The organism is Moritella sp. JT01 (assembly GCF_001574435.1).
Taxonomy (GTDB): domain Bacteria; phylum Pseudomonadota; class Gammaproteobacteria; order Enterobacterales; family Moritellaceae; genus Moritella.
This window is the reverse complement of sequence record NZ_LOCN01000001.1, coordinates 455791-475182: the sequence shown is the minus strand read 5'-3', so window position 1 is coordinate 475182 and position 19392 is coordinate 455791. Positions and strand designations below refer to the sequence as shown.

Annotated in this window: 19 protein-coding genes, 1 tRNA gene, 1 pseudogene and 1 riboswitch; of the genes and pseudogenes, 7 read left to right on the top strand and 14 right to left on the bottom strand. The window is 40.2% G+C overall.

The features are described from left to right. Position 1: 1 nt before the first annotated feature. The 5 genes from AKG98_RS02090 to AKG98_RS02070 all read right to left on the bottom strand — a co-directional run bounded on the left by AKG98_RS02090 (position 2) and on the right by AKG98_RS02070 (position 5382). Complete coding sequence (locus tag AKG98_RS02090) at positions 2-1372, bottom strand: type VI secretion system contractile sheath domain-containing protein (protein ID WP_067040611.1); 1371 nt, start codon at positions 1370-1372, stop codon at positions 2-4. Positions 1373-1413: 41 nt separating this feature from the next. After that, complete coding sequence (gene tssC, locus AKG98_RS02085) at positions 1414-2895, bottom strand: type VI secretion system contractile sheath large subunit (RefSeq protein ID WP_067040609.1); 1482 nt, start codon at positions 2893-2895, stop codon at positions 1414-1416. Continuing rightward, positions 2895-3404: a type VI secretion system contractile sheath small subunit gene (tssB, locus tag AKG98_RS02080; protein ID WP_067040606.1), complete on the bottom strand. Its 510-nt coding sequence runs from the start codon at positions 3402-3404 to the stop codon at positions 2895-2897. The genes tssC and tssB overlap by 1 nt, the downstream gene beginning before the upstream one ends. 67 nt (positions 3405-3471) lie before the next feature. Further along, positions 3472-3990, bottom strand: a complete 519-nt coding sequence (locus AKG98_RS02075) for a type VI secretion system tube protein Hcp (protein ID WP_067040604.1) — start codon at positions 3988-3990, stop codon at positions 3472-3474. Positions 3991-4029: 39 nt separating this feature from the next. Next, on the bottom strand, positions 4030-5382 hold the full coding sequence (locus tag AKG98_RS02070) for an ImpA family type VI secretion system protein (protein WP_067040602.1): 1353 nt from the start codon (positions 5380-5382) through the stop codon (positions 4030-4032). Between the two features lie 939 nt (positions 5383-6321). Here AKG98_RS02070 and AKG98_RS02065 point away from each other — a divergent pair. The 3 genes from AKG98_RS02065 to gfa all read left to right on the top strand — a co-directional run bounded on the left by AKG98_RS02065 (position 6322) and on the right by gfa (position 8032). Next, a complete protein-coding gene (locus AKG98_RS02065) occupies positions 6322-6606 on the top strand; it encodes a CHASE3 domain-containing protein (protein WP_067040600.1) in 285 nt (94 codons plus the stop codon). A 412-nt stretch (positions 6607-7018) separates the two neighbouring features. Beyond that, positions 7019-7414, top strand: a complete 396-nt coding sequence (locus tag AKG98_RS02060) for a hypothetical protein (protein ID WP_067040598.1) — start codon at positions 7019-7021, stop codon at positions 7412-7414. Between the two features lie 12 nt (positions 7415-7426). Continuing rightward, positions 7427-8032 (top strand): S-(hydroxymethyl)glutathione synthase, encoded by a 606-nt coding sequence (gene gfa / locus AKG98_RS02055; RefSeq protein WP_067040588.1) that lies wholly within the window; start codon positions 7427-7429, stop codon positions 8030-8032. A 109-nt stretch (positions 8033-8141) separates the two neighbouring features. On the opposite strand, the gene AKG98_RS02050 is transcribed toward gfa, so the two are convergent. The 3 genes from AKG98_RS02050 to AKG98_RS02040 form a co-directional block, all read right to left on the bottom strand. Then, positions 8142-10172 (bottom strand): M4 family metallopeptidase, encoded by a 2031-nt coding sequence (locus tag AKG98_RS02050; RefSeq protein ID WP_067040586.1) that lies wholly within the window; start codon positions 10170-10172, stop codon positions 8142-8144. Between the two features lie 319 nt (positions 10173-10491). Next, entirely contained in the window at positions 10492-11709 is a 1218-nt protein-coding gene (locus tag AKG98_RS02045) for a Xaa-Pro peptidase family protein (RefSeq protein ID WP_067040583.1), read from the bottom strand. An 88-nt stretch (positions 11710-11797) separates the two neighbouring features. Further along, positions 11798-12715, bottom strand: coding sequence for a LysR family transcriptional regulator (locus AKG98_RS02040; RefSeq protein ID WP_067040581.1), 918 nt, complete (start codon positions 12713-12715; stop codon positions 11798-11800). Between the two features lie 113 nt (positions 12716-12828). On the opposite strand from AKG98_RS02040, the gene AKG98_RS02035 reads away from it, so the two are divergent. Together AKG98_RS02035 and AKG98_RS02030 are read left to right on the top strand one after the other, a co-directional pair. Then, positions 12829-13122: a putative quinol monooxygenase gene (locus AKG98_RS02035; protein WP_067040579.1), complete on the top strand. Its 294-nt coding sequence runs from the start codon at positions 12829-12831 to the stop codon at positions 13120-13122. A gap of 88 nt (positions 13123-13210) precedes the next feature. Then, positions 13211-13867: a nitroreductase family protein gene (locus AKG98_RS02030; protein ID WP_067040571.1), complete on the top strand. Its 657-nt coding sequence runs from the start codon at positions 13211-13213 to the stop codon at positions 13865-13867. A 3-nt stretch (positions 13868-13870) separates the two neighbouring features. Here the strand turns inward: AKG98_RS02030 and AKG98_RS22950 are convergent. From AKG98_RS22950 to AKG98_RS02010, 5 genes and pseudogenes are all read right to left on the bottom strand, one after another. After that, positions 13871-14001: pseudogene (locus AKG98_RS22950) on the bottom strand (helix-turn-helix domain-containing protein). A 55-nt stretch (positions 14002-14056) separates the two neighbouring features. Next, positions 14057-14133, bottom strand: a tRNA-Arg gene (locus tag AKG98_RS02025). A 103-nt stretch (positions 14134-14236) separates the two neighbouring features. Beyond that, a complete protein-coding gene (locus AKG98_RS02020; protein WP_067040565.1) occupies positions 14237-15019 on the bottom strand; it encodes an ABC transporter ATP-binding protein in 783 nt (260 codons plus the stop codon). Further along, complete coding sequence (locus tag AKG98_RS02015) at positions 15016-16056, bottom strand: iron ABC transporter permease (RefSeq protein ID WP_067040564.1); 1041 nt, start codon at positions 16054-16056, stop codon at positions 15016-15018. Before AKG98_RS02015 ends, AKG98_RS02020 begins: the two co-directional genes overlap by 4 nt. 2 nt (positions 16057-16058) lie before the next feature. Beyond that, on the bottom strand, positions 16059-16973 hold the full coding sequence (locus AKG98_RS02010; protein WP_067040563.1) for an ABC transporter substrate-binding protein: 915 nt from the start codon (positions 16971-16973) through the stop codon (positions 16059-16061). 61 nt (positions 16974-17034) lie between these two features. Beyond that, positions 17035-17118: riboswitch (cobalamin riboswitch) on the bottom strand. Positions 17119-17193: 75 nt separating this feature from the next. Here AKG98_RS02010 and AKG98_RS02005 point away from each other — a divergent pair. Then, a complete protein-coding gene (locus AKG98_RS02005; protein ID WP_067040562.1) occupies positions 17194-17727 on the top strand; it encodes a cobalamin adenosyltransferase in 534 nt (177 codons plus the stop codon). A gap of 241 nt (positions 17728-17968) precedes the next feature. On the opposite strand, the gene AKG98_RS02000 is transcribed toward AKG98_RS02005, so the two are convergent. Next, a complete protein-coding gene (locus tag AKG98_RS02000) occupies positions 17969-18604 on the bottom strand; it encodes an alternative oxidase (RefSeq protein WP_067040557.1) in 636 nt (211 codons plus the stop codon). Between the two features lie 279 nt (positions 18605-18883). Between AKG98_RS02000 and AKG98_RS01995 the strand changes: the two genes are divergently transcribed. Next, the gene (locus AKG98_RS01995; protein ID WP_067040554.1) at positions 18884-19330 is read left to right on the top strand and encodes an Rrf2 family transcriptional regulator; all 447 of its coding nucleotides are present in this window, start codon (positions 18884-18886) and stop codon (positions 19328-19330) included. The last annotated feature ends 62 nt before the right edge of the window (positions 19331-19392 follow it).

Genomic DNA, 19392 nt, shown 5'->3' with positions numbered 1-19392 from the left:
ATTATTGCTCCCCTAATTTTGTTGCGGACACGTCGGTAAGCAGAACAATGTGTGTGTCTAACATTTCATATTGATATTGCGGCTGTAGGTTTATTTGGCAACGGTATTTTGTTGGGTCAAGCAGGTCTTGCGTAAAATTAACATCAGCGCGTTTAAGAGGATAACGGGCCATGATAGACTCATCACCAAAATCAACGCCACTGATATATTGGTTTAACCACTTTTCTAACGAACGCTGACATGTAGACGGGCTATCAAAGCTGCCGATTTGGTCGCGGATCTGCGCTTTAATGTAATGACCAAAACGACAGGCCATGAGATTGGTCTGTAACATACCACTCATTTTTTCAGTTTCAGTCGTTGCCTTCCACACGGACTGATTGCTGAAAATGCCTTTTTGACCGCTGAGATAGACACTTGATAAAGGAACAAATCCTTGTGCAGACCAAAAATCATCATCTTCACTAAACAGATCAATCCGTGATAACAGTGGATCTTGCTGACCATTACCCACTTGCACTATCGCGCCGTAACGCCCGCTTTCATCGTAGGCACGTAAAAAACCAAACCAACTGATACGGTCAAATTCACGGATCACGTTTGCAGCCAATAAATACGCTGCATTTCCCCACAGTACATGTTCCGTCAGCGCTCGTTCGTTAAACACAAACCCGGCTTTATAATGCTGATAAGGGCTTCTTAAATGGTATTCTGGTAACACCAAATTTAAGAAACGGCTCGCACTATGAGAACGCAATAACTGCCAACTTTTTAAATCTGAGCTGCTTAAAATACGCTGTATACGCTTATGGTCAGGCATTAATCGAGCGGGTTCGTCACCAAAGAAATACGGGTCAACGCCAAGACTTACAGGGCACAGCGCACGTTCACCTAATTCACCTAATAACTGCAGTGTGTACAGATCATCAAAATCAGCATCATCGTCTAAGTCAGAGTGAATAAGATGGTCAACAACCAACAGTCCAAATGGGTGGCCGCCTGCGGTATCGAGTTCCTTCGCGTATATTTTTTGATATAACGCACTGCGGGTGACATTGAAAGATTGATTAAGATCGGCAGACACCATGTCCCAGCTAAGGTCTAATAACTTAACCTGCACGCGGCGTTGCGAAACAGGCAGTAAAACTAAGCTATGTAGTCCTAACCAGCGCGCTTCCAATTCTTTGAAGTCAGTGGCTTGCATGACCGCAGAAAGTTGCTCGCTCATGACATCATCAAGTTGCGTGATCAGTTTGCTTAACTGTGATTTGAATTCTGAACGATTATCGTTCTGAGCATGGCTTAACAGCATCCGCCACAGCCCTGCATCCGTCAGGACGTTGGCGGATGATGTTAGATTTGATGTACTCATAACAACCTCAACAACCCGGGGGATCCCCCGGGCATCAACTATTAACCTGGAATATTAGCAACCATGCGTAATGACGATGATAACTCTTCCATTTGTAACCAAGGGCGTAAATAAGCCACGGCAGAATAACAACCAGGGCGACCCACTTGTTCTTCAACTGTTACTTTTGCTTCAACCAATGGATGTGTTGATTTTGCTTCATTGCCAATCGCACTTGGATTAACATACTGGTGGAGCCAGTTACTTAATTCTTTTTCAATGTTAGCCGGATCTAGGTTAGAACCAATACGATCACGCCCCATTACTTTTAGGTACTGTGCGATTCGACTACTTGCCATTGTATAAGGCAAGCGTGCTGAAATGGCTGCGTTTGCTGTCGCATCAGGATCGGTATACATTTTTGGCTTATGCGCCGTTTGAGCGCCCATAAATACGGCATAGCTCGTATTTTTATAATGCACTAACGGTAAGAAACCTAAGTCACTCAGTTCTTTTTCACGTTCATCTGTTAGGTTTACTTCAGATGGACATTGTTGAACTAAATCACCCGATGGGGTGTAGTAAGTAAAGTTCGGTAAGTTTTCAACTTTACCGCCATTATCATTACCACGGATAGCAGTACACCAACCGAATTGTGTATATGCTTGCGTTAATAATAAACCGTATTCAAACGCAGCATTACTCCACACAAGATCATCTTGTGTCTCTGGGTAAGCATTACCATTAGCGTCATGTTTTAATTCTTCAAAATCGAATGACTTAACAGATACTGTTTGTTTACCATAGGGTAGACGTGCGATTGTTTTTGGTAGTGTTAATGCAACATAACGCGAATCATCGCTTTCACGGAATGCATTCCAGCTGGCGTAAGCGGGTGAATCAAAACCAGCGGCAACTGGTTTACCTTCGTTAAAGTTAACAAATGAACTAAAATCAAACATGCTTGCATTTGCAGCCGCAATAAATGGTGAATGAGATGCCGCAGCAACTTCACCCATATAACGCATTAACGCTACATCTTCATCGCCATAACCAAATTCGTAATCACCCAACAGCGCACCGTAAGGTTGGCCACCAGCTGTACCAAATTCGTCTTGATAAATCATCGTAAATAAACGGCTGCGATCAATCGCAGGCGCATCTTCAAATTGCTCTAATAATTCGTCTTTCGTGTAGTCCGCAAGCTTAATTTTTAAGTCTGGGCCTAATTCACTATTTTTAACTAATTTTTGCAAACCTAACCAAGTACCTTCCAGTTTTTGGAACGCCTTGTTTTGCATCACTGCTGAAAGCTGTTCAGAGATTTTTACGTCTAATGCAGAAATCGCTTTTTCGATTGTTAGTGTTAGGTTTTTATCCCAAGTAACAGTACCGTCTAGCGCTTGTAAAGTGAGTACAGATAGCAATTCTTTTGTCGTGTCTGCTGGTGTCTGTTTTGTTGCTGAAATAGCGCGGTCAAGAAAGTTTAATTCACCTTCGATGGCACCGGCTTGTTCTGTTGCAGCTTGTTGTTCCGTGCTCATTATTCAGTCTCCCCAGTTTTTACACCTAGCTCTTCAGCTAAATGTTGAATTGAATCGGTACTTTGTAGTACTTCTTTCAATAAGCGTTCTAGATCACGAGAGCGATCCGCTTTGCTTAGTAATTCTTTTAACTGGTTACGTGTTTCAACCAGTTTTTTCAGGGGAGCAATTTGTTGAACCAAGCGTTCAGGATGAAAATCATTCATTGAACTTAGCTTCAGGTTAACGTCAAATTGGCTATCATCATTGGCTAATTTGTTGTCAACTTTATATGACAATGACGGGCTAATTTGTCCCATCACAGCATCAAAATTATCTTTATCAACACCCGTGAACTCACGTTCTTCTAAGTCAATTTTATCACTTTCAGCTTTATGACCAGAGAAGTCACCAATAACACCAACGACAAAGGGCAATTCTTTGGTTTCTGTTGCGCCATTAGTTTCAACATCATAGGTGATACTGACGCGGTTTTTGCTTATACGCTTATGTTGTGAGTTGAGAGCCATGCTTCCCTACCTTTTATTTTTAACAAAAATAAAGCGGTGCGCAGCCTAAGCAACACACCGGTCAAAATTATTTAGTTCCAGAAATTAACTTACCTTGTGGAACGTTATAAGAAACAAGACCGCCGTCTTCTAGCTTACCGCCATCAAGTTCATGACGATGTTTCTTATCAACTTGGATGTAAGAAAGTGAGATACTTTCGAACGGTTGAGAACCGTCGCTGCCACTTAGGTTGTATGAAACAACACGTGCTTTTTTTAGGCCTACTTGGTAATAAATTTCAGCACCAGTACCATCACGTGCAGCTTTAGTAAATACGATATCAACCTCTTTACCTTCAACACCTGGGCTGAATAGGAACGACAGAAGATCTTCAGACGCACCACAAAGTTCTTTTGTAATACTTACTTCGCTCATAGCAACCATGCCTGAGTCAGCATTGTTACCGCTACCAATGTCCATTGCTACTTGGCGCACAGCGCCCCAACTATATGAACTCAAAGCAAACCAGCCATCTTGTGGTAAACCTTCAATTGTTGCGCCACCATTAACTTTAACGCCATCAATTCTCATATATATACTAGCCATGATATTCCTCACTTATTTCTACTTGGGATTGAAAACCAATTACCAGAGAGAATTACTGCTCGAGGTAGATACTGGTTTTTCTTGAGTTTCTTCTACAGGGACAGCAGTTACATTGTTCAAAACAGAGTGACTCGTTGTTGAACTAACCGTTCTTGTGTTGTGCTGCACAGATATAGATGCATCCACACCTGATAGCGGTAATATTGCTTTGTGCGCTGGCTGAATAACATTCGTATCCCCATTCTCATCAAGAGCTGACAGATGAAATACTTGTTTAATCGTATCCTCTTGATTTAATAACAGCTCCGACATCAACTCAGGGAGCGACAAATAGCCCCAGCGAATTGCTTTTTCTAACAAATAAGATACCGGGCTGTGTGGTTCTACTTTCCTAAAAAATTCAGCTAACGTTCGTAGTTGATGAAACGCATCATCGCGATTAAACGACTGATTATTATCAGGTAAACCACCTAACGAAGCGTGATGATTAACACTATCTTCTTTAACTTGCATATTCTTTTCGCCGCCATCAACATGACTCGATTCATTCGTTTCAGGCTGACGTTCAGCCTTAGTTACCAATGTATTTTTGCTCTTTAAACCGGATACATACTCCATCGCTTTCAATACGTTAGTGATTAACCCGACCACAAATTTAAATCCAGGTTGAGGTAATAAATACTGCTGACATACGCTCACAACATGTGCTTCGACAGCATTAATGGCATCACGTATCAATACTAAATTTTGCATTAAGCTAGTCACTTTAGCCCGTTCACCCATCGCCACATTTTGGTACTGTTGGCGTAACTCAGGTAAACCGCCTTTACGCTCTTCACTTAAATAACGCGAATAATTTAAGTCTCCAATTAGCGGTAACATTAAGAAAGGTGAATACACTAAGCTGCTGTCTTCACTTTCACCGACTAGTTGTACAAAGCCCTTCACTTTAAATGCATTAATTTCTTTTAATTTGTCACTTTCTGACTTTATTTTATTGTCAGGGAGTACGGGATGAACCTCGTCCCAATGCCCCTCAACAAGTGCTTGTAACCATTGACTTGCTTCACGCAACCCATTTAATTCAGGGTCAATGACTATCTGAGCCGCTAGCATCCAACCCGCTAGCTCAATATCTTTAGATGTTGTTTTAAATATTTCAATCAAACTGCTTGATAACGAACGCCAATGTTCAATGTTGGCATCTTGTAAACTATCCATTTCTGCAGGGTCTGGTGTCTGCATTAATTGACGCTGAGATGTTTGTGCCACATTAAATTCATTTCTAAGCGGTCTAAATTTTTGTTTGTCTGATTTTAAATAAATCCCACAAAATTGATCGCCATCAATTGGTAATAAAAGTGATTCATGTAATGTTTGATTGAATAACATATATGTTCTTACATATTTAAATTACATCCATTGTTCCAACAGGAGTATTCGTTGTAAATAAACTTATAGTAAGGGAATGTAAGGGATGTAAGAGGGGTAAGTTAAATATCTACAATGGGATAGTCGATATAAGTTAAACTGTTTTAAAAAAGATGTGGAATAATTAAATACGTACTTAAAAATAAATAACAAAATAAAACAACAAACAATAATTCAACTTAATATCAACGGCTTGCAATAAACAATATCATAAACAAATCACATTTAACCACGTTGAAATATTATTTCAAATCATGGGGGTTAATAAACTAAAATAAGGTTACATGCATTTACACTTTAACCAAATTGTTTTAAAAACAACAAAAATTAAATTATTAACTATGACAGACTAAAATATAGAGCAGTAACACTAATTATTTAATTTAAGTTACTTTAAAATGAAAGTGTTGAAATAACATTTAATCACAGCACAGTTATTTAGTTACAACATATTAACATCACATTAAAATATAGACTTTGAAATTTAAACTACGATGTAATATATTAAAAACACAAAATACAATTATTAACAATATTTACACTTTGTATTTCACTGTGATTTTTCTGTGATCATGTTTATAAACGTAAGGGGATATTATGCTTTCAAATATAGAATTAGATCGTCAGTGAACATTAGATAAAAAGAATGCAAAACCAATTACAACAGTGGCAGGTTAAAATACCCAAAAATCTATCATCGACGGTGGCTTAAACCAAACTTAAATCCAACGACTTATCTTTGTAACAGCGCTAAGTCATTCATTCTAAACACAGATCACATTTTACTGTTAAAAACAGCCAATCGAAAAATTATTCCACCTGAGCGACTAGACTTCATACCCATACAGACTTTCAATCAACAATTCATGTGGATGAGCGTACTTACAGGACGTTGAATCTTTGGTCAGTAACTTTGGTTGGGTAAACCACACTCATAAAGTCTTAGCTAAAGCATCAAGTATTGAAGCGGCTACTGTAGAAATGGAGACCGGTATGCGCGGTTATCTGCTGGCAGGTAAAACCGATTTTTTAGCACCTTATGAACATGGTGAACAAACATTTAATACCTTAACCAGTAGCCTTTCTGAAACTGTTTCTGATAATCCTGCACAAGTCGCATTAATAAAAGACATTAACAATACCATTGAGCAATGGCAGAAGTACAACAGCCGCCGAATAAATTAACCAAGGCGTTAGCGAAGTCGATGGTGTCACTCAACAAAATAACAGCACAGCACAAGAAAGTGCGGCAGCAGCAGAGCAACTATCTCAACAAGCTGAGTTATTAAAATCTATGCTATCCCGCTTTAAACTCACCGATAATTACACATAATCGCCTTAATAATGTTTAAATAATGTTTAAATAATGGCGATTGAACTCATCAATCTGCCATCAAAACCACTTCAATATCAACAACAATTAAAAAATAAACAGTAACTTAAATTCTTATTGTTACCTTTAAGGTAATAATCTTTTACCGTTTTAGTATATTGTTTTGTTCTCTTCCAAATGTAGAATGCTCGTCATCGCAAACATAAACCACATTAAAAATTAAATAATCCACACGATGTGATTTGATTAAATAAAGGATATTAGATGTCGACATTAACAGCTCAGCCGGGTATTTTTCTGTTTAAATCTGGATCATTCAAATTAAATGATCTAAGTAAATTACTTGAAGTAGAAGGCCTAAAAAGCCAAATGGCCGAAGTTGCCGTAACCAACAATAGCAATGCATTAACCATTGGTCATTTTGCTATGCAACCAGGTGTTGAGTTCGAGTACGTTTACGACTCAGTTGAATACAAAGTGATTACCAAAGGTAAGATTGTCGTACGTGACAAGCAAGGTAATAAATACGTTGCAGAAGTCGGCGATGTGATCCTTTTTTCTCCCAATGTAACCGTTATTTTTGATGCCGAAAGTGATGGCGAAGCAATCTATACCGCACACAGAAACGCAGATTCATCTTTCGCACCTGCATCAAACTAATTGGAATTGAATATGATAAATAAAATTGTAAATACCTATAAAAACGCATTTTGCCCAACAAGTAACACCAAAATCCATCCAGCAATGGACAAGGGTATTACCCCAACAGCGAATGACTTTAGTGGTGGCACATTACAGTGTCACTGTAGCAGTAATCCAGTTACGGTAAAAATCGACAGCCAAACAGCACATAACCATGCTTGTGGTTGCTCAAAATGTTGGAAACCCAAAGGCGCACTGTTCTCACAAGTTGCCGTTGTGTCAAAAGATAAGTTAAGCGTAACAAACAACCGTTCAAAACTAAAAGTTGTTGATGACACAGCAACAATCCAACGTTTTGCGTGTAATGTCTGTGGTGTACACATGTATGGTCGTATTGAAGATAAAACACACCCATTCTTTGGTCTAGATTTCGTTCACACTGAACTGTCTGCTGATAAAGGTTGGTCAGCACCTGAGTTTGCCGCCTTTGTTTCATCTATCATTGAAACAGGTACAGATCCAAAAGACATGACAGCAATCAGATCACGTTTGAATGCATTAGGTCTTGAATCTTATGATTGCCTATCACCAACACTGATGGATGTGATTGCAACACACGTTGCTAATAACAAATAATCAATACAGTTAAAAAAGCCCGCTAAGACTAATCTTAGCGGGCTTTTTTCATATTATCTTAATGACATTCATTACCGTGTTTTTAGCTATCACTCAACCAAACGTGCTTCTACTGGCAAGGTTGAAGGTACTGCCATTCACCTGAGTAAGCAAAAGGGTCCACGCCAGTCGATGCTTGAAGAGCAGTAAACATATAACCATTAGACTGTACAATCTCACCGTAATAATAAGTATAATACGGGCTCCATTCAGGTACATAAGCACAGTGGTCTTCTGGTTGCGGCGTTGGAGGTTGCTGCTGGTAATCCCCTGAAATCATCAAGCCGACATCAGAAAAATCCGACTTACTCACGATCAACACATGATAGCGACTGGCTGGGAAATCCAAGAACAGGCAGCTTTCAAAGTTACCCTCATTTTGAGAGGCACAATCGTAGTCGTTCTGCGTAGGTTGGCGATCAATGGCAATAAAAACATCGATATCACCTTGCCCACCCATCGTCTCAATATTGACATAGCCCTGTGATGGCGCATTGTTCAATACATATCGTAAATTTTCACCGTAACGTCCTTGAATCATGATCTGCTGATTTAGTACCAAGGCAGTTTCATCACTTGGTGTCGGTGGGTTTGGTGTTGGATCCGGTGTTGGTAAAGACCCTCCACACTCTTGTACCGTGATACCAACTTGTTGGAATGCATTCATAACAGATTGGGTTTCATAACCTAGTTGCGCTGCAGCCTGGCAAACACCGTCAGCACCTTGTTGAAAGGTAGAGCGCGGCTGCCAAAACAATTTATTGGCTGTTGCATAGACTAAGAAAGCTTTCTTGATATCCCACTCTTGGCTGGTAGCTAGATGGTAAAATGCTTTGTTAAAGATGCCCGAGCTGTTGTGAACATCAATGCCATTATAATACTGGCTGATGTGACCAATAGACGCACCATCATCTGAAGGATTAATGAAGAAGCGCATCGCTTCTGAATGCTTCATTACGTGCTCGCCCATTTTCCAGTTGAAAGAACCGTGGATGAAATAGCTCAAAGCTGCAGCTGCGACATCAGAAAAGGATTCGTTCATCCCACCAGACATGCCACGATACTCTAAATTAGAGTTTTGTTCGGTATAACCATGACTGACTTCGTGGGCGATCACATCCCATGTCGCTAGTGGGTACATATACGAGCCACCATCACCAAAGGTCATTTGCTGACCGTCCCAAAAAGCGTTGCCATAATTATTACCATAGTGAACACGCATAGTGAGCTTTTGACGAATCGGACGGCTATTTAGCCACTCGCGGTACATGTCAAACACACGTTGACCAAAGTATTGTGCATCATTCATTGGCGCATAGGCACCATTGGCTGAACGAGTGGTGTTTACCGGACAGGTAAATTGGTGAATACGCCCACCCCATTGACTACTATTCATGTCGTACGTGACAACATTAGGGCTGTCCATCTGGCAGGAGTCATTGACTTCAAAGCTGCCAAATTTAGTGTTGTTACCAAAATAATAACGGCCACTTTTTTGGTTACCTCCAGGCCCCTCTGCTTGCCTAAACGCAATACCGTCCCAACGGTCTAGAATTCGACCATCTTTAGCGTCTACAAAGGTAATTGGCCTTGACGGCGTGATGCCTTCCACTGTCACATAAGACACGCGATAGACCAATTTTGCAGTATTTTGATCATCCATGACAATCATTAGGTCCGCAGACTCTGCATCAGTACGTGCTGGCATAGTTGCGCTTTGAACAGCTTGCTGTGATGCTTTGGCAAGAGCAATCGCTTGTTCTTTGTTGATGAACGGTAACATTGAAGATATGTCTTGACCAATACCTTGCACCACTTTACCCGCAATAGGTTGAACCACACCATGTTGATCTTTCAATGATACGACGGATTGTCCATATACAGGAATGCCACGGTAACGCTGTTGATGGCGAACCCATTCTTTTCCTTGTAGTTGGGCGTGGTTTTGTTCGGTAAAGCTGTACTCGGGGATTGCTCCTCTAGCAGTAGAGGGATTTAATAGTGAAGTAATGTTAACGTCGTTAACGTTGACCAACGTGGCACTCTGCACTGAAAATACGAGTGGTGTTAATCCTAACAAGATAAAATGTTGTTTTTTCATGATTGTATTTTTCCCAATTCATTGTTTTATTTATTATTTTATTATTTTTATGAATTGGCATTATCACCCACCTTATCGATACCTCAAACTGAGTACTCGTGTTTTTATGATCCTGCTCATTAAAACTTCTTTCTCAAAATTATTTTAATGACAGTGTGTCACGATAGGTTTAGAATGAAGATAAGGCGAGAAGATAACCTAACTATCCCGTACTATCTTTAGAAAAATAGAGCGAGGTTTATTAGCATTGATGTGGCTTAAAAAAACATACTAGACTCACTCATCAATGAGCAAGTCTATGAATCATAGGTATAACAAATTACACTTCATAACCAAATGGGTCATCAATCGAATGTGATGGTTGTGTAAACCATTCAGGTCCCGCATCAGTCATATAAAAATGATCTTCTAAACGAATACCAAACTTACCCGGGATCACTAACATAGGTTCATTACTGAAACACATACCTTTCGCTAATGGCGTAGTATCGTTACCCACTAAATATGGCCATTCATGGATATCCAAACCAATGCCGTGACCAGTACGGTGCGGTAGCCCCGGTAAATCATAACCCGGCCCAAAGCCATCTGCTTCCAGTGAAGTACGAGCGGCGGCATCAACATCCTGACAAGCAACATTAATCTGTGCAGCATCAAACGCGGCTTGTTGCGCATTCTTTTCACTTAACCAAGCTGCGCGTACTTCATCACTTGCTTCACCAAATACATAAGTGCGGGTAATATCAGAATTGTAACCATGTAACTGGCAACCGGTATCAATCAATACCACATCATCTTGTTTCAAGAATTGCGGGTCTTTAACACCGTGCGGGAACGAGCTGGCTTTACCAAATAATACGATACAGAAATAAGAACCTTTTGGTGCACCAACCACTTTATGTGCTTGATGAATGAATTCTTCCACTTCCGTCGTACAAATATCTAAACGTAAAATACGGGCCGCCGCTTTATGTACTTCTAACGTCATGTCTTTAGCGCGTTGTAATAAGGCAATCTCGGTATCTGATTTTTGCTGACGGCAACCTGCTGTCACAACCTTCGCATCAATATATTCAAACTGCGGATACGCATGACGAATATTGTTAAACATAAAGAAAGCGGTCGCTTCATCAATACCAACAATGCCGTCAGTAATATTAAGTTTAGCGAGGATCTCACCAAATAATTGTGCAGGACTTTCATGTTCATGCCAGCAATGTAGTGGACCTTGTACCTGCATAAATTCATTAATGGTATCTTGTTCAAAGCGTGGCGCGATAAACTGTAATTCACCTTGCGCAGGTAAAATAGCACCAACCATACGCTCACCAGCGCCCCAACGCATACCCGTGAAATAATACAGGTTTGTGCCGGCATTAAGATATACCGCTTTAATGCCTTCACGCTGCATGATTACTTGTGCGCTTTCAATACGTTCATTAAATTCTTGTAACGAGATCGCTTTAACGTCTGCAGTCATATCAGCGAGTTTAGCTAATTCTAATTCCGCAGTTGAACCACCAATACCAATAGTCATAAAAGTCCTTGTTATACAGATTAATTAACAAAATATAGATGAAATCACTTTAGCATACCTGACTAGCGAGATGTAGCACCAAGCAGAGCTAACTTAATTCAGCTTCACACTTATTGCGTAACAGATCGCGCAACATCAACATCGCAGGGGTAACCTGTGTTCGGTTAGGACAAATTAACCATAAATTAATGGGTGGTGAATTAAAGTCACTTAGTAGTTCAACAACATGACCCGAGCGTAAGTCGGCTGCCATATCTAACCGCGACTTCATCGTAATACCCTTGCCCGCGACAACCCAACGATGGACGACATCAGCATCGTTACTTAATCGATTACCGGTCACTTTCACCTTGTATTTACCGCCATTTTTTCCAGTACTGTCTCCAGTACGATCAACAAATGGCCAAGTATCATAAACACGCTCACCAAAACGATAGAGCAAGCAGTTATGTTGTGACAATTCGTTAGGATGATTCGGCTCTCCATATTGCGCTAAATAAGCGGGTGATGCACAGACGACACGATCTATTTTCGCAATCAGAAAGGCTACCAGCGAGGAATCTTCGGGCTCACCATAACGCAGTGCCATATCAACTTTGTCATGATAAAAGTCAGCCCGGTTATCGCCAACATTGAACTGAATAGATAATTCGGGATAAGCATCCATCACTTCATCGATCCAAGGTAAGACAATATTACGCCCTAGATCAGATGACGCGGATAAACGTATTTCACCGGCAATTTTACCCTGTATTTCATTTAATGAGGCTTTACCTTTTTCTAATGCCGCTAAAGCCTCAGTGCAATGTACTAAATAGCGCTCACCTTCGGCGGTGATACGTAACTTACGTGTCGAGCGAATAAAGAGCTGAACGCCGAGTTGCTTCTCTAAACGTTTTAACGCAGCACTTGCCGTAGCTGGAGTCATCTCTAACTGCAGTGCTGAGGCGGTTATATTGCATGTTTGCGCTGTTCGCACAAAAAGAGTGAGATCTTGAATATTCATTATCAAATAAATTTTGAAACTGTTAGTTTAATTACCATGTTTTCAGAATAGCAATAATCAAGGATAATGTCCCCATTCACTAATGTGTATCGTCAATAAAAGGGAACGATAATATGCCAACCCCACTAACGATTGTTGCAAACATCGAAGCTAAAGCAGATAAAGTTGAGTTAGTAAAAACAGAATTATTAAAGTTGATTGAGCCAACACGACTTGAAGAAGGTTGCATTCAATACGACTTGCATCAAGACAATAACAACCCAGCGCTATTTACTTTCGTTGAGAATTGGACGAGTCATGAATTATTGCAAAAACACCTCAATAGCCCGCATTTAAAAATGTATGTGCAAACAACCGAAGGGGCTGTCGCAAGTTTCACATTAAATGAAATAACGAAAATAGAATAAGCAACATACATTCATCAATGCTCAGACTTACACTTACACTGTTAGTAAGTACACATTAACAGTGCCAATTTATCATTAAGGTTTATCCATGACTCACCAAATTATCAAAGATCTTAGCAATCGTTACACAACCAAAAAATTTGATTCATCAAAAAAAATATCGCAAGACCAACTTGCCGTGATTATGGAAGCAATGCGTTTATCGGCATCATCAATTAACTCTCAACCTTGGAAGTTTATTATGATAGAAAGCGATGAAGCAAAACAACGTATGCATAATACCTTTGCCAATAAATTTCAGTTTAACCAACCGCATATTATGAGTGCATCGCACATTATCATTTTTGCCCATAACCCAGCGTATACCCGTGCAAACTATGAAGCAGTGATCGATAAAGGCATTGCAGATAAACGTACTAAACCAGAAGACAAAGAAAGTGCCTTTGGTGCATTTGCTTTTGTTGAACTAAATACCGATGAACATGGCAATACCGCGCCATGGACTAAAGCACAAACCTACCTTGCGTTAGGTAATACAATGCATACGCTGGCACGTCTGAATATTGATTCTACCCCGATGGAAGGTATTGATAGCGAATTAATCAGCAAAGAATTTGCTGTAGAATTAGATGGTTATGTGAGTGATGTAGCATTGGCGATTGGCTACCGTGATGAAGAAAATGATTACAATATCACGCCACCAAAATCACGTTTAGCAATCGAAGATGTGATCGTTAAAATATAATAATTAATTACCCAATTCGTATTGCGCTTTAGAGAAGCCAAGCGCTGAATTGTAAGCGAAACGAACACAACCAAATGTATGAGCAGTATTGTTACCTGCTCATTGTTTGGGTAGAATCTGTATTTATACGCAATAAGGACTTACATCACCGCCCTAAAGGACAGTGTTTTTCGTCAAAGGTGATAAAATTGGTGTCCCAGAGAAGATTCGAACTTCCGACCTAGCGCTTAGGAGGCGCTTGCTCTATCCAGCTGAGCTACAAGGACATTTTTAGTTATTATATATTAAAAAAACAAGAATAAAAGCCTTGCCTCACATATTCAAAGCAATAAAATCAAATATTCTTATCAATTTGACTCTAAGATCACATTACTTTTTATACGGTGAGACGATGGTGTTCCCTGTTTCGGTATGCTGAGATACCATAACGAGATCGTGATACAAACGATGGATGTTATCTTTTGTCAAAACATCATTCGGTTTCCCTTCCGCGATTATCTGCCCTTGGTCCACTAAAATGAGGCGGTCACAAAACTCTGCCGCAGTATTTAAGTTATGGATCGCAACCAATGCAGATTTACCTTGCTGACATGCTTGATACAGCACATTCATTAGCTGTGATTCATGGCCAATATCTAGACTGGCGGTTGGTTCATCAAGTAACATTAACGGCGCGCCTTGCACTAATAAACGCGAGAAGTGTACTAACTGTTTTTCTCCCCCAGATAATGCCGTGATAGTACGGTCTTTTAAATGCGAAATACCAACTAAGGTTAACGCGTCAATAGTTTGCTCTGTTATTGTTTGAGCAGACATGACTTGCGTTTGTTGCTTGACATGAAAGCCAAATCCCACTGTTTCCATCACACTAAAAGGAAATGCGGTATCACTGTATTGTGGTAAATAACTTAAATCACGTGCGCGATCTATATCAGATAACTTGGTTAATGACTGGCCTTTTATTAACACCTCACCACTGCTATATCCTTGGAAGCCACTTAGACATTTCATCAAGGTACTTTTACCCGCACCATTGGGACCGATAATCCCCACCAGCTCTCCCGGCTGTATAGACAATGAAATATCAGTTAATAAATGTTTTGATCCCACCTTATAACTCAGTTGCGAAACCGTCAATAATGCCACGCTCATACAAAACTCCCTTTACGCTGAAAGCGAATGATTAAGCCAATGAAATAACAACCACCAATAAAAGAAGTAATGATCCCGACTTTCAATTCGTTAGGGGCAATGACCCATCGCCCAATAAGATCGCAAACAAGCAAAAAAATAACACCGAACACCGCAGAAAAAGGTAATAATTTTTCATGCCGAGGCCCGACAATTAAACGTACTAAATGTGGCACCATCAAACCAATAAAACCAATAGGCCCAGCGACGGCAATCGACATAGCCGTTAATAAGGTGGCAAACATCAATAATTTAAAGCGTGTCTGCTTGATGTTTAATCCCATACCATGGGCGCTTTCTTCGCCTAATGCGAGTAGATTTAATGCCCGGCTTTCCCTTAACAACAGAATCGATACAATCGCGATAATCGGCGCAGGCCAAATTAACTGCGACCAAGTACTACCGTCTAATCCCCCCATAGCCCAAAATACAAATTGGCTCATTTCATATTGTTGCGCCATCAGAAGTAACCCCATTCTGGCACCGCCCAATAAACTTGATAACGCCAAACCGGTTAAAATCAAAAACAAGATCTGTGTTGAAGCATGACGCGATGCTAACGTATAAATTACCGCTGCTGCTGCCAATGCGCCCACAGTCGTAAAAATAGGTAACCACATAGGACCCATAAATGAATAGCCCGTCACAATAGCCACCACAGCACCAAAACTACTACCGGCACTGACACCCAACACATCTGGACTGGCTAATGGGTTTTTGAATAGACCTTGTGTACACGCCCCAGCCAACGCCAACGCACCACCCGCTAAAATAGCTGCGCAAGCACGTGGCAAACGGATATGTACAACTACAGCAGACGCTAAAGGTTGTTCTTTCAGCGCGAGTTCACTGCCACCCACAAGATACGCTTTAAACAACGCCAAAATATCGACAATAGGAATATGAATAGCGCCTAAGCTGAGATACAACAAAAACAAGCCACAAAATAACAACACAGAAAACAGTGTTTGCACTGACGTAAGTCGATAAAATGGCATGGTTACTTCTTATATACTGAATGATTAATAAAACGGATCGCATCCACAAAGTACTGACTGTATACACCTCGCAGCGCATGCGGCACTTGATAAACACGGTTATATTTAATCGCATTCACGGATTGTAATGAAGGATCAGATAACACCTGTTGTTTAAATTGTTCGGCGGTATTTTCATTGCCATATACCCATTCAGGTATAAACAATACATCTGGGTTTAGCAAGATGATCATTTCTTTAGAAACAGGTACTTGGCCATATTTATCCGTTGCGTAATCTTTAATAATATTGTCCACATGCGCTTGTTCTAACAAACCATTCCATGAAGAGTTTTGGCCACTGGACGTTCCCCATGGGTTGTAATCCATACCAGTGAGTTTATGTTCTACAGGAATAATGTCTGCTTTTAAGCGTAAACGCATGGTGGCAACAATCTGCTTCGCGGCTTTATTACGATCAACTATCTTCCCAACCCGTAAAATTTCGTTCTCAATCTCTTGGATGTTTTTAGGTGCTTGTAGACGGAAAACAGTAATTCCTGCTCTTTCTAACATACTGAGCTTAGACGCATCACTCCAATTAGCGGCGAATACAATATCGGGGCGATTAGCGATAATCATTTCAATATTCAATCCCATTAACGGCACATTCTTAGGTAAACGGTCGATGATTAACGAGTAGTTTGGGTTGATAGCCAGATCGGTCAAGCTCGACAATGCCGATTCATCAATTAGGTCTAATAACACCGCGTCGGTAAATAATGTTTTTGATGAAATCCGTTGTGGTGGTTTCTCGATGACAATGGGATTACCTAATCCATCCATCACTGTTAATGGATAGGTAGTATTAGCCAAAGAGGGAAAGGTAACGAGCAAAACGAACATATAAAAAATAGGCTTAAATCGAGGCCAAGGCATGGTAACTCCTGTAAATCGCGTACAAATTTAAACGGTTCACCTCATGTAAATCGTGCTCTTCGTATCTGACTCTGTGTACTTGCACGTCTATAATGCCAGTGACACAACACAGTGGCGCGCCCGTCACGGATTTTCACCGTATTCCGAAGATGGCGCGTATTGTACTTGGCTATTACATGATATGGTAGCGTATTCTAAATTTTGATTAAGCGATAACGTAATGACATTAAAAGCATCTGGCAATGTAGGTGAACTTTGCTACCCATTCATCTTTGAAGACAGTCCGTTATGTGACTTTGAGATCTTAACCGATGAATTATGCACTTATACCGGATTAGCATTATCGCAAGTCACCAACACAGAAGTACGCGAATCACTGGAACGTTTACAGCCCAAAATTTTCAATCTAAATGGCTCTATACGAGGTAAATGTGGGATATTTGAAGAAGACATACAAGCGCTTTTAACCGATCTTTATCACTTTAAAGCCCAAGTCACTGATGATGCCAAACGTTTCGTATTACCAAGAGGCACAGGCCCAGTGATCCAATTGCATCAATGCCGAAGCTTAAGTAAAAAGGTGGTTCGCCAGCTAGTCTTAGTAGACAAAACAGGCAAGAAAATTCCAGATACCCTGCCGCGATTTGCCAATGCTTTAGCTAATTATTACTTTGCATTAACCCGTGTACTTAATCAAGAAGCTGGCATCGAAGAACCTGAGTACGTGAGTGTTAATTACCCAAAACCAAGATGATGTTTAAAAACGGGACTCGGTAAAAAGCTTCATTGCTAATATACTGAAGTCTACTGTAAAAAGTTTAGAGGCTGCTTTTCTTAGCGTGATTTACCTGAATATTTTGATCGATAGAATACATTTTACTGTCGATTTTGGATAGGTCGCCATATTACTGACGACCTATTATCACGAAGGAAAGTAACACAAAGACTATTCGTTTAATTTACCCCCACCATTATTTACGTCTTACTTAGAAAGATCATTGCTGGTGCGCTGGTAAGTCATTGTTTTCATACGAATCAGCAAATAAATGATTACGATCACGATGCTTAGCTTCATCATTGCGTATTTTCACAATAACATCTCGTAGCATGGCATCTGCAGGTAATTGATAATAGTTAATGCCAATTTGTGGCGCAGCTACGTTTTCTACTTCACCAGCATCAATTTTGCTAAGGTATTCGGTGTAACTTTTACATGCTTCTTCTTCGAAATAACCCACAACTCGATGCGCGACCTTAGAAGACAACACATAAATCAAGCTATACACCACAATAAATACAGCTTGGCCAATTAGCACTAATGCTCGCTCAATCCAGCTTGGTTTGGCAATATCAATAAATATCATCAGGTGCATTCTCTCATTCTCAGCCTCCTCCAGTAGCTCCTTAATCCACCCCTCATCATCTTTCATCCGGCGTAAAGCTTTTAGATGATTAAACATACCAGCTACCATACCGGGAACAGCTGCAATAGTTTCCAAAATTACAGCTCGTTTTGCGTATTTTTTTCCATAAAAAATATTTAAAAGAAACTTAAGGATCTGCGTAATTTTATACGCAATATGCTCATAGAATTTGGAGGCAGTTTTATGCTTCATTTCAAAATCAGACATAGCGAGAACTCTCTTTAGTTTTATTGTTGCATTTAAAATGCATCTTTATTGTTGTATTTAAAATACACCTTTAATTTGTGATATTCAACTCTATTTTATAAATAAAATACAAGCATGTTTATTTTAACAACAGAAGGGTAGCAGCTAAGTAGCAGGCCACTGATTTAGTATGAAAAAGGAGTCGTGAAAGAAGCTACATCACTTACGATGGAGATGAAATGTTGTATTATGAATACATCTTTATTATTATAGAGTCATAGTAAATAAACTGGTATAAGTATGCAGCTAACAAATTTCACAGACTTTGGTCTTAGAATCCTAATGTACTTAGCCAAAGGGGACAGGAAGGCACCTATAAAAATCATTGAAATTGCCGAGCAGTTCAATGTACCACGCAATCACCTTATCAAAGTGGCAAACAAGCTCGGTCATCTTGGTTGGGTCGAAACCCTACGAGGCCCTAACGGCGGCCTGAGATTGTCAATTAACCCAGCCGATCTCAGCATCGGAGAAGCCCTTCGCGAACTAGAGAACTGCACAATGCTAATCGATTGCGAAGCTAGCGTCTGTGTCCTGCGCAACGGTTGTCAGCTGAAACATATACTGGGCCTCGGACTCAACGCGTTCTATTGCGAAATGAACAAATACACTCTAGCCGATATAATAGCGGCGCCGACTGGCGGCAAAATTATCGAAATGCATAATACCTACATACGAGCAAATTAAAGGATGACAAGCCCTTAATGTTGTAGATAATACTGCTTGATGAATTAACCCAATATTTAGGT

Coding starts and splice junctions, on each gene's coding strand:
- gfa (WP_067040588.1), top strand. CDS start 7,427: ATGATAAATAAAATTGTAAATACCTATAAAAACGCATTTTGCCCAACA.
- AKG98_RS02000 (WP_067040557.1), bottom strand. CDS start 18,604: ATGTCTGATTTTGAAATGAAGCATAAAACTGCCTCCAAATTCTATGAG.
- AKG98_RS02030 (WP_067040571.1), top strand. CDS start 13,211: ATGACTCACCAAATTATCAAAGATCTTAGCAATCGTTACACAACCAAA.
- AKG98_RS02015 (WP_067040564.1), bottom strand. CDS start 16,056: ATGCCATTTTATCGACTTACGTCAGTGCAAACACTGTTTTCTGTGTTG.
- tssC (WP_067040609.1), bottom strand. CDS start 2,895: ATGAGCACGGAACAACAAGCTGCAACAGAACAAGCCGGTGCCATCGAA.
- AKG98_RS02075 (WP_067040604.1), bottom strand. CDS start 3,990: ATGGCTAGTATATATATGAGAATTGATGGCGTTAAAGTTAATGGTGGC.
- AKG98_RS02010 (WP_067040563.1), bottom strand. CDS start 16,973: ATGCCTTGGCCTCGATTTAAGCCTATTTTTTATATGTTCGTTTTGCTC.
- AKG98_RS01995 (WP_067040554.1), top strand. CDS start 18,884: ATGCAGCTAACAAATTTCACAGACTTTGGTCTTAGAATCCTAATGTAC.
- AKG98_RS02035 (WP_067040579.1), top strand. CDS start 12,829: ATGCCAACCCCACTAACGATTGTTGCAAACATCGAAGCTAAAGCAGAT.
- tssB (WP_067040606.1), bottom strand. CDS start 3,404: ATGGCTCTCAACTCACAACATAAGCGTATAAGCAAAAACCGCGTCAGT.
- AKG98_RS02050 (WP_067040586.1), bottom strand. CDS start 10,172: ATGAAAAAACAACATTTTATCTTGTTAGGATTAACACCACTCGTATTT.
- AKG98_RS02090 (WP_067040611.1), bottom strand. CDS start 1,372: ATGAGTACATCAAATCTAACATCATCCGCCAACGTCCTGACGGATGCA.
- AKG98_RS02005 (WP_067040562.1), top strand. CDS start 17,194: ATGACATTAAAAGCATCTGGCAATGTAGGTGAACTTTGCTACCCATTC.
- AKG98_RS02020 (WP_067040565.1), bottom strand. CDS start 15,019: ATGAGCGTGGCATTATTGACGGTTTCGCAACTGAGTTATAAGGTGGGA.
- AKG98_RS02070 (WP_067040602.1), bottom strand. CDS start 5,382: ATGTTATTCAATCAAACATTACATGAATCACTTTTATTACCAATTGAT.
- AKG98_RS02060 (WP_067040598.1), top strand. CDS start 7,019: ATGTCGACATTAACAGCTCAGCCGGGTATTTTTCTGTTTAAATCTGGA.
- AKG98_RS02040 (WP_067040581.1), bottom strand. CDS start 12,715: ATGAATATTCAAGATCTCACTCTTTTTGTGCGAACAGCGCAAACATGC.
- AKG98_RS02045 (WP_067040583.1), bottom strand. CDS start 11,709: ATGACTATTGGTATTGGTGGTTCAACTGCGGAATTAGAATTAGCTAAA.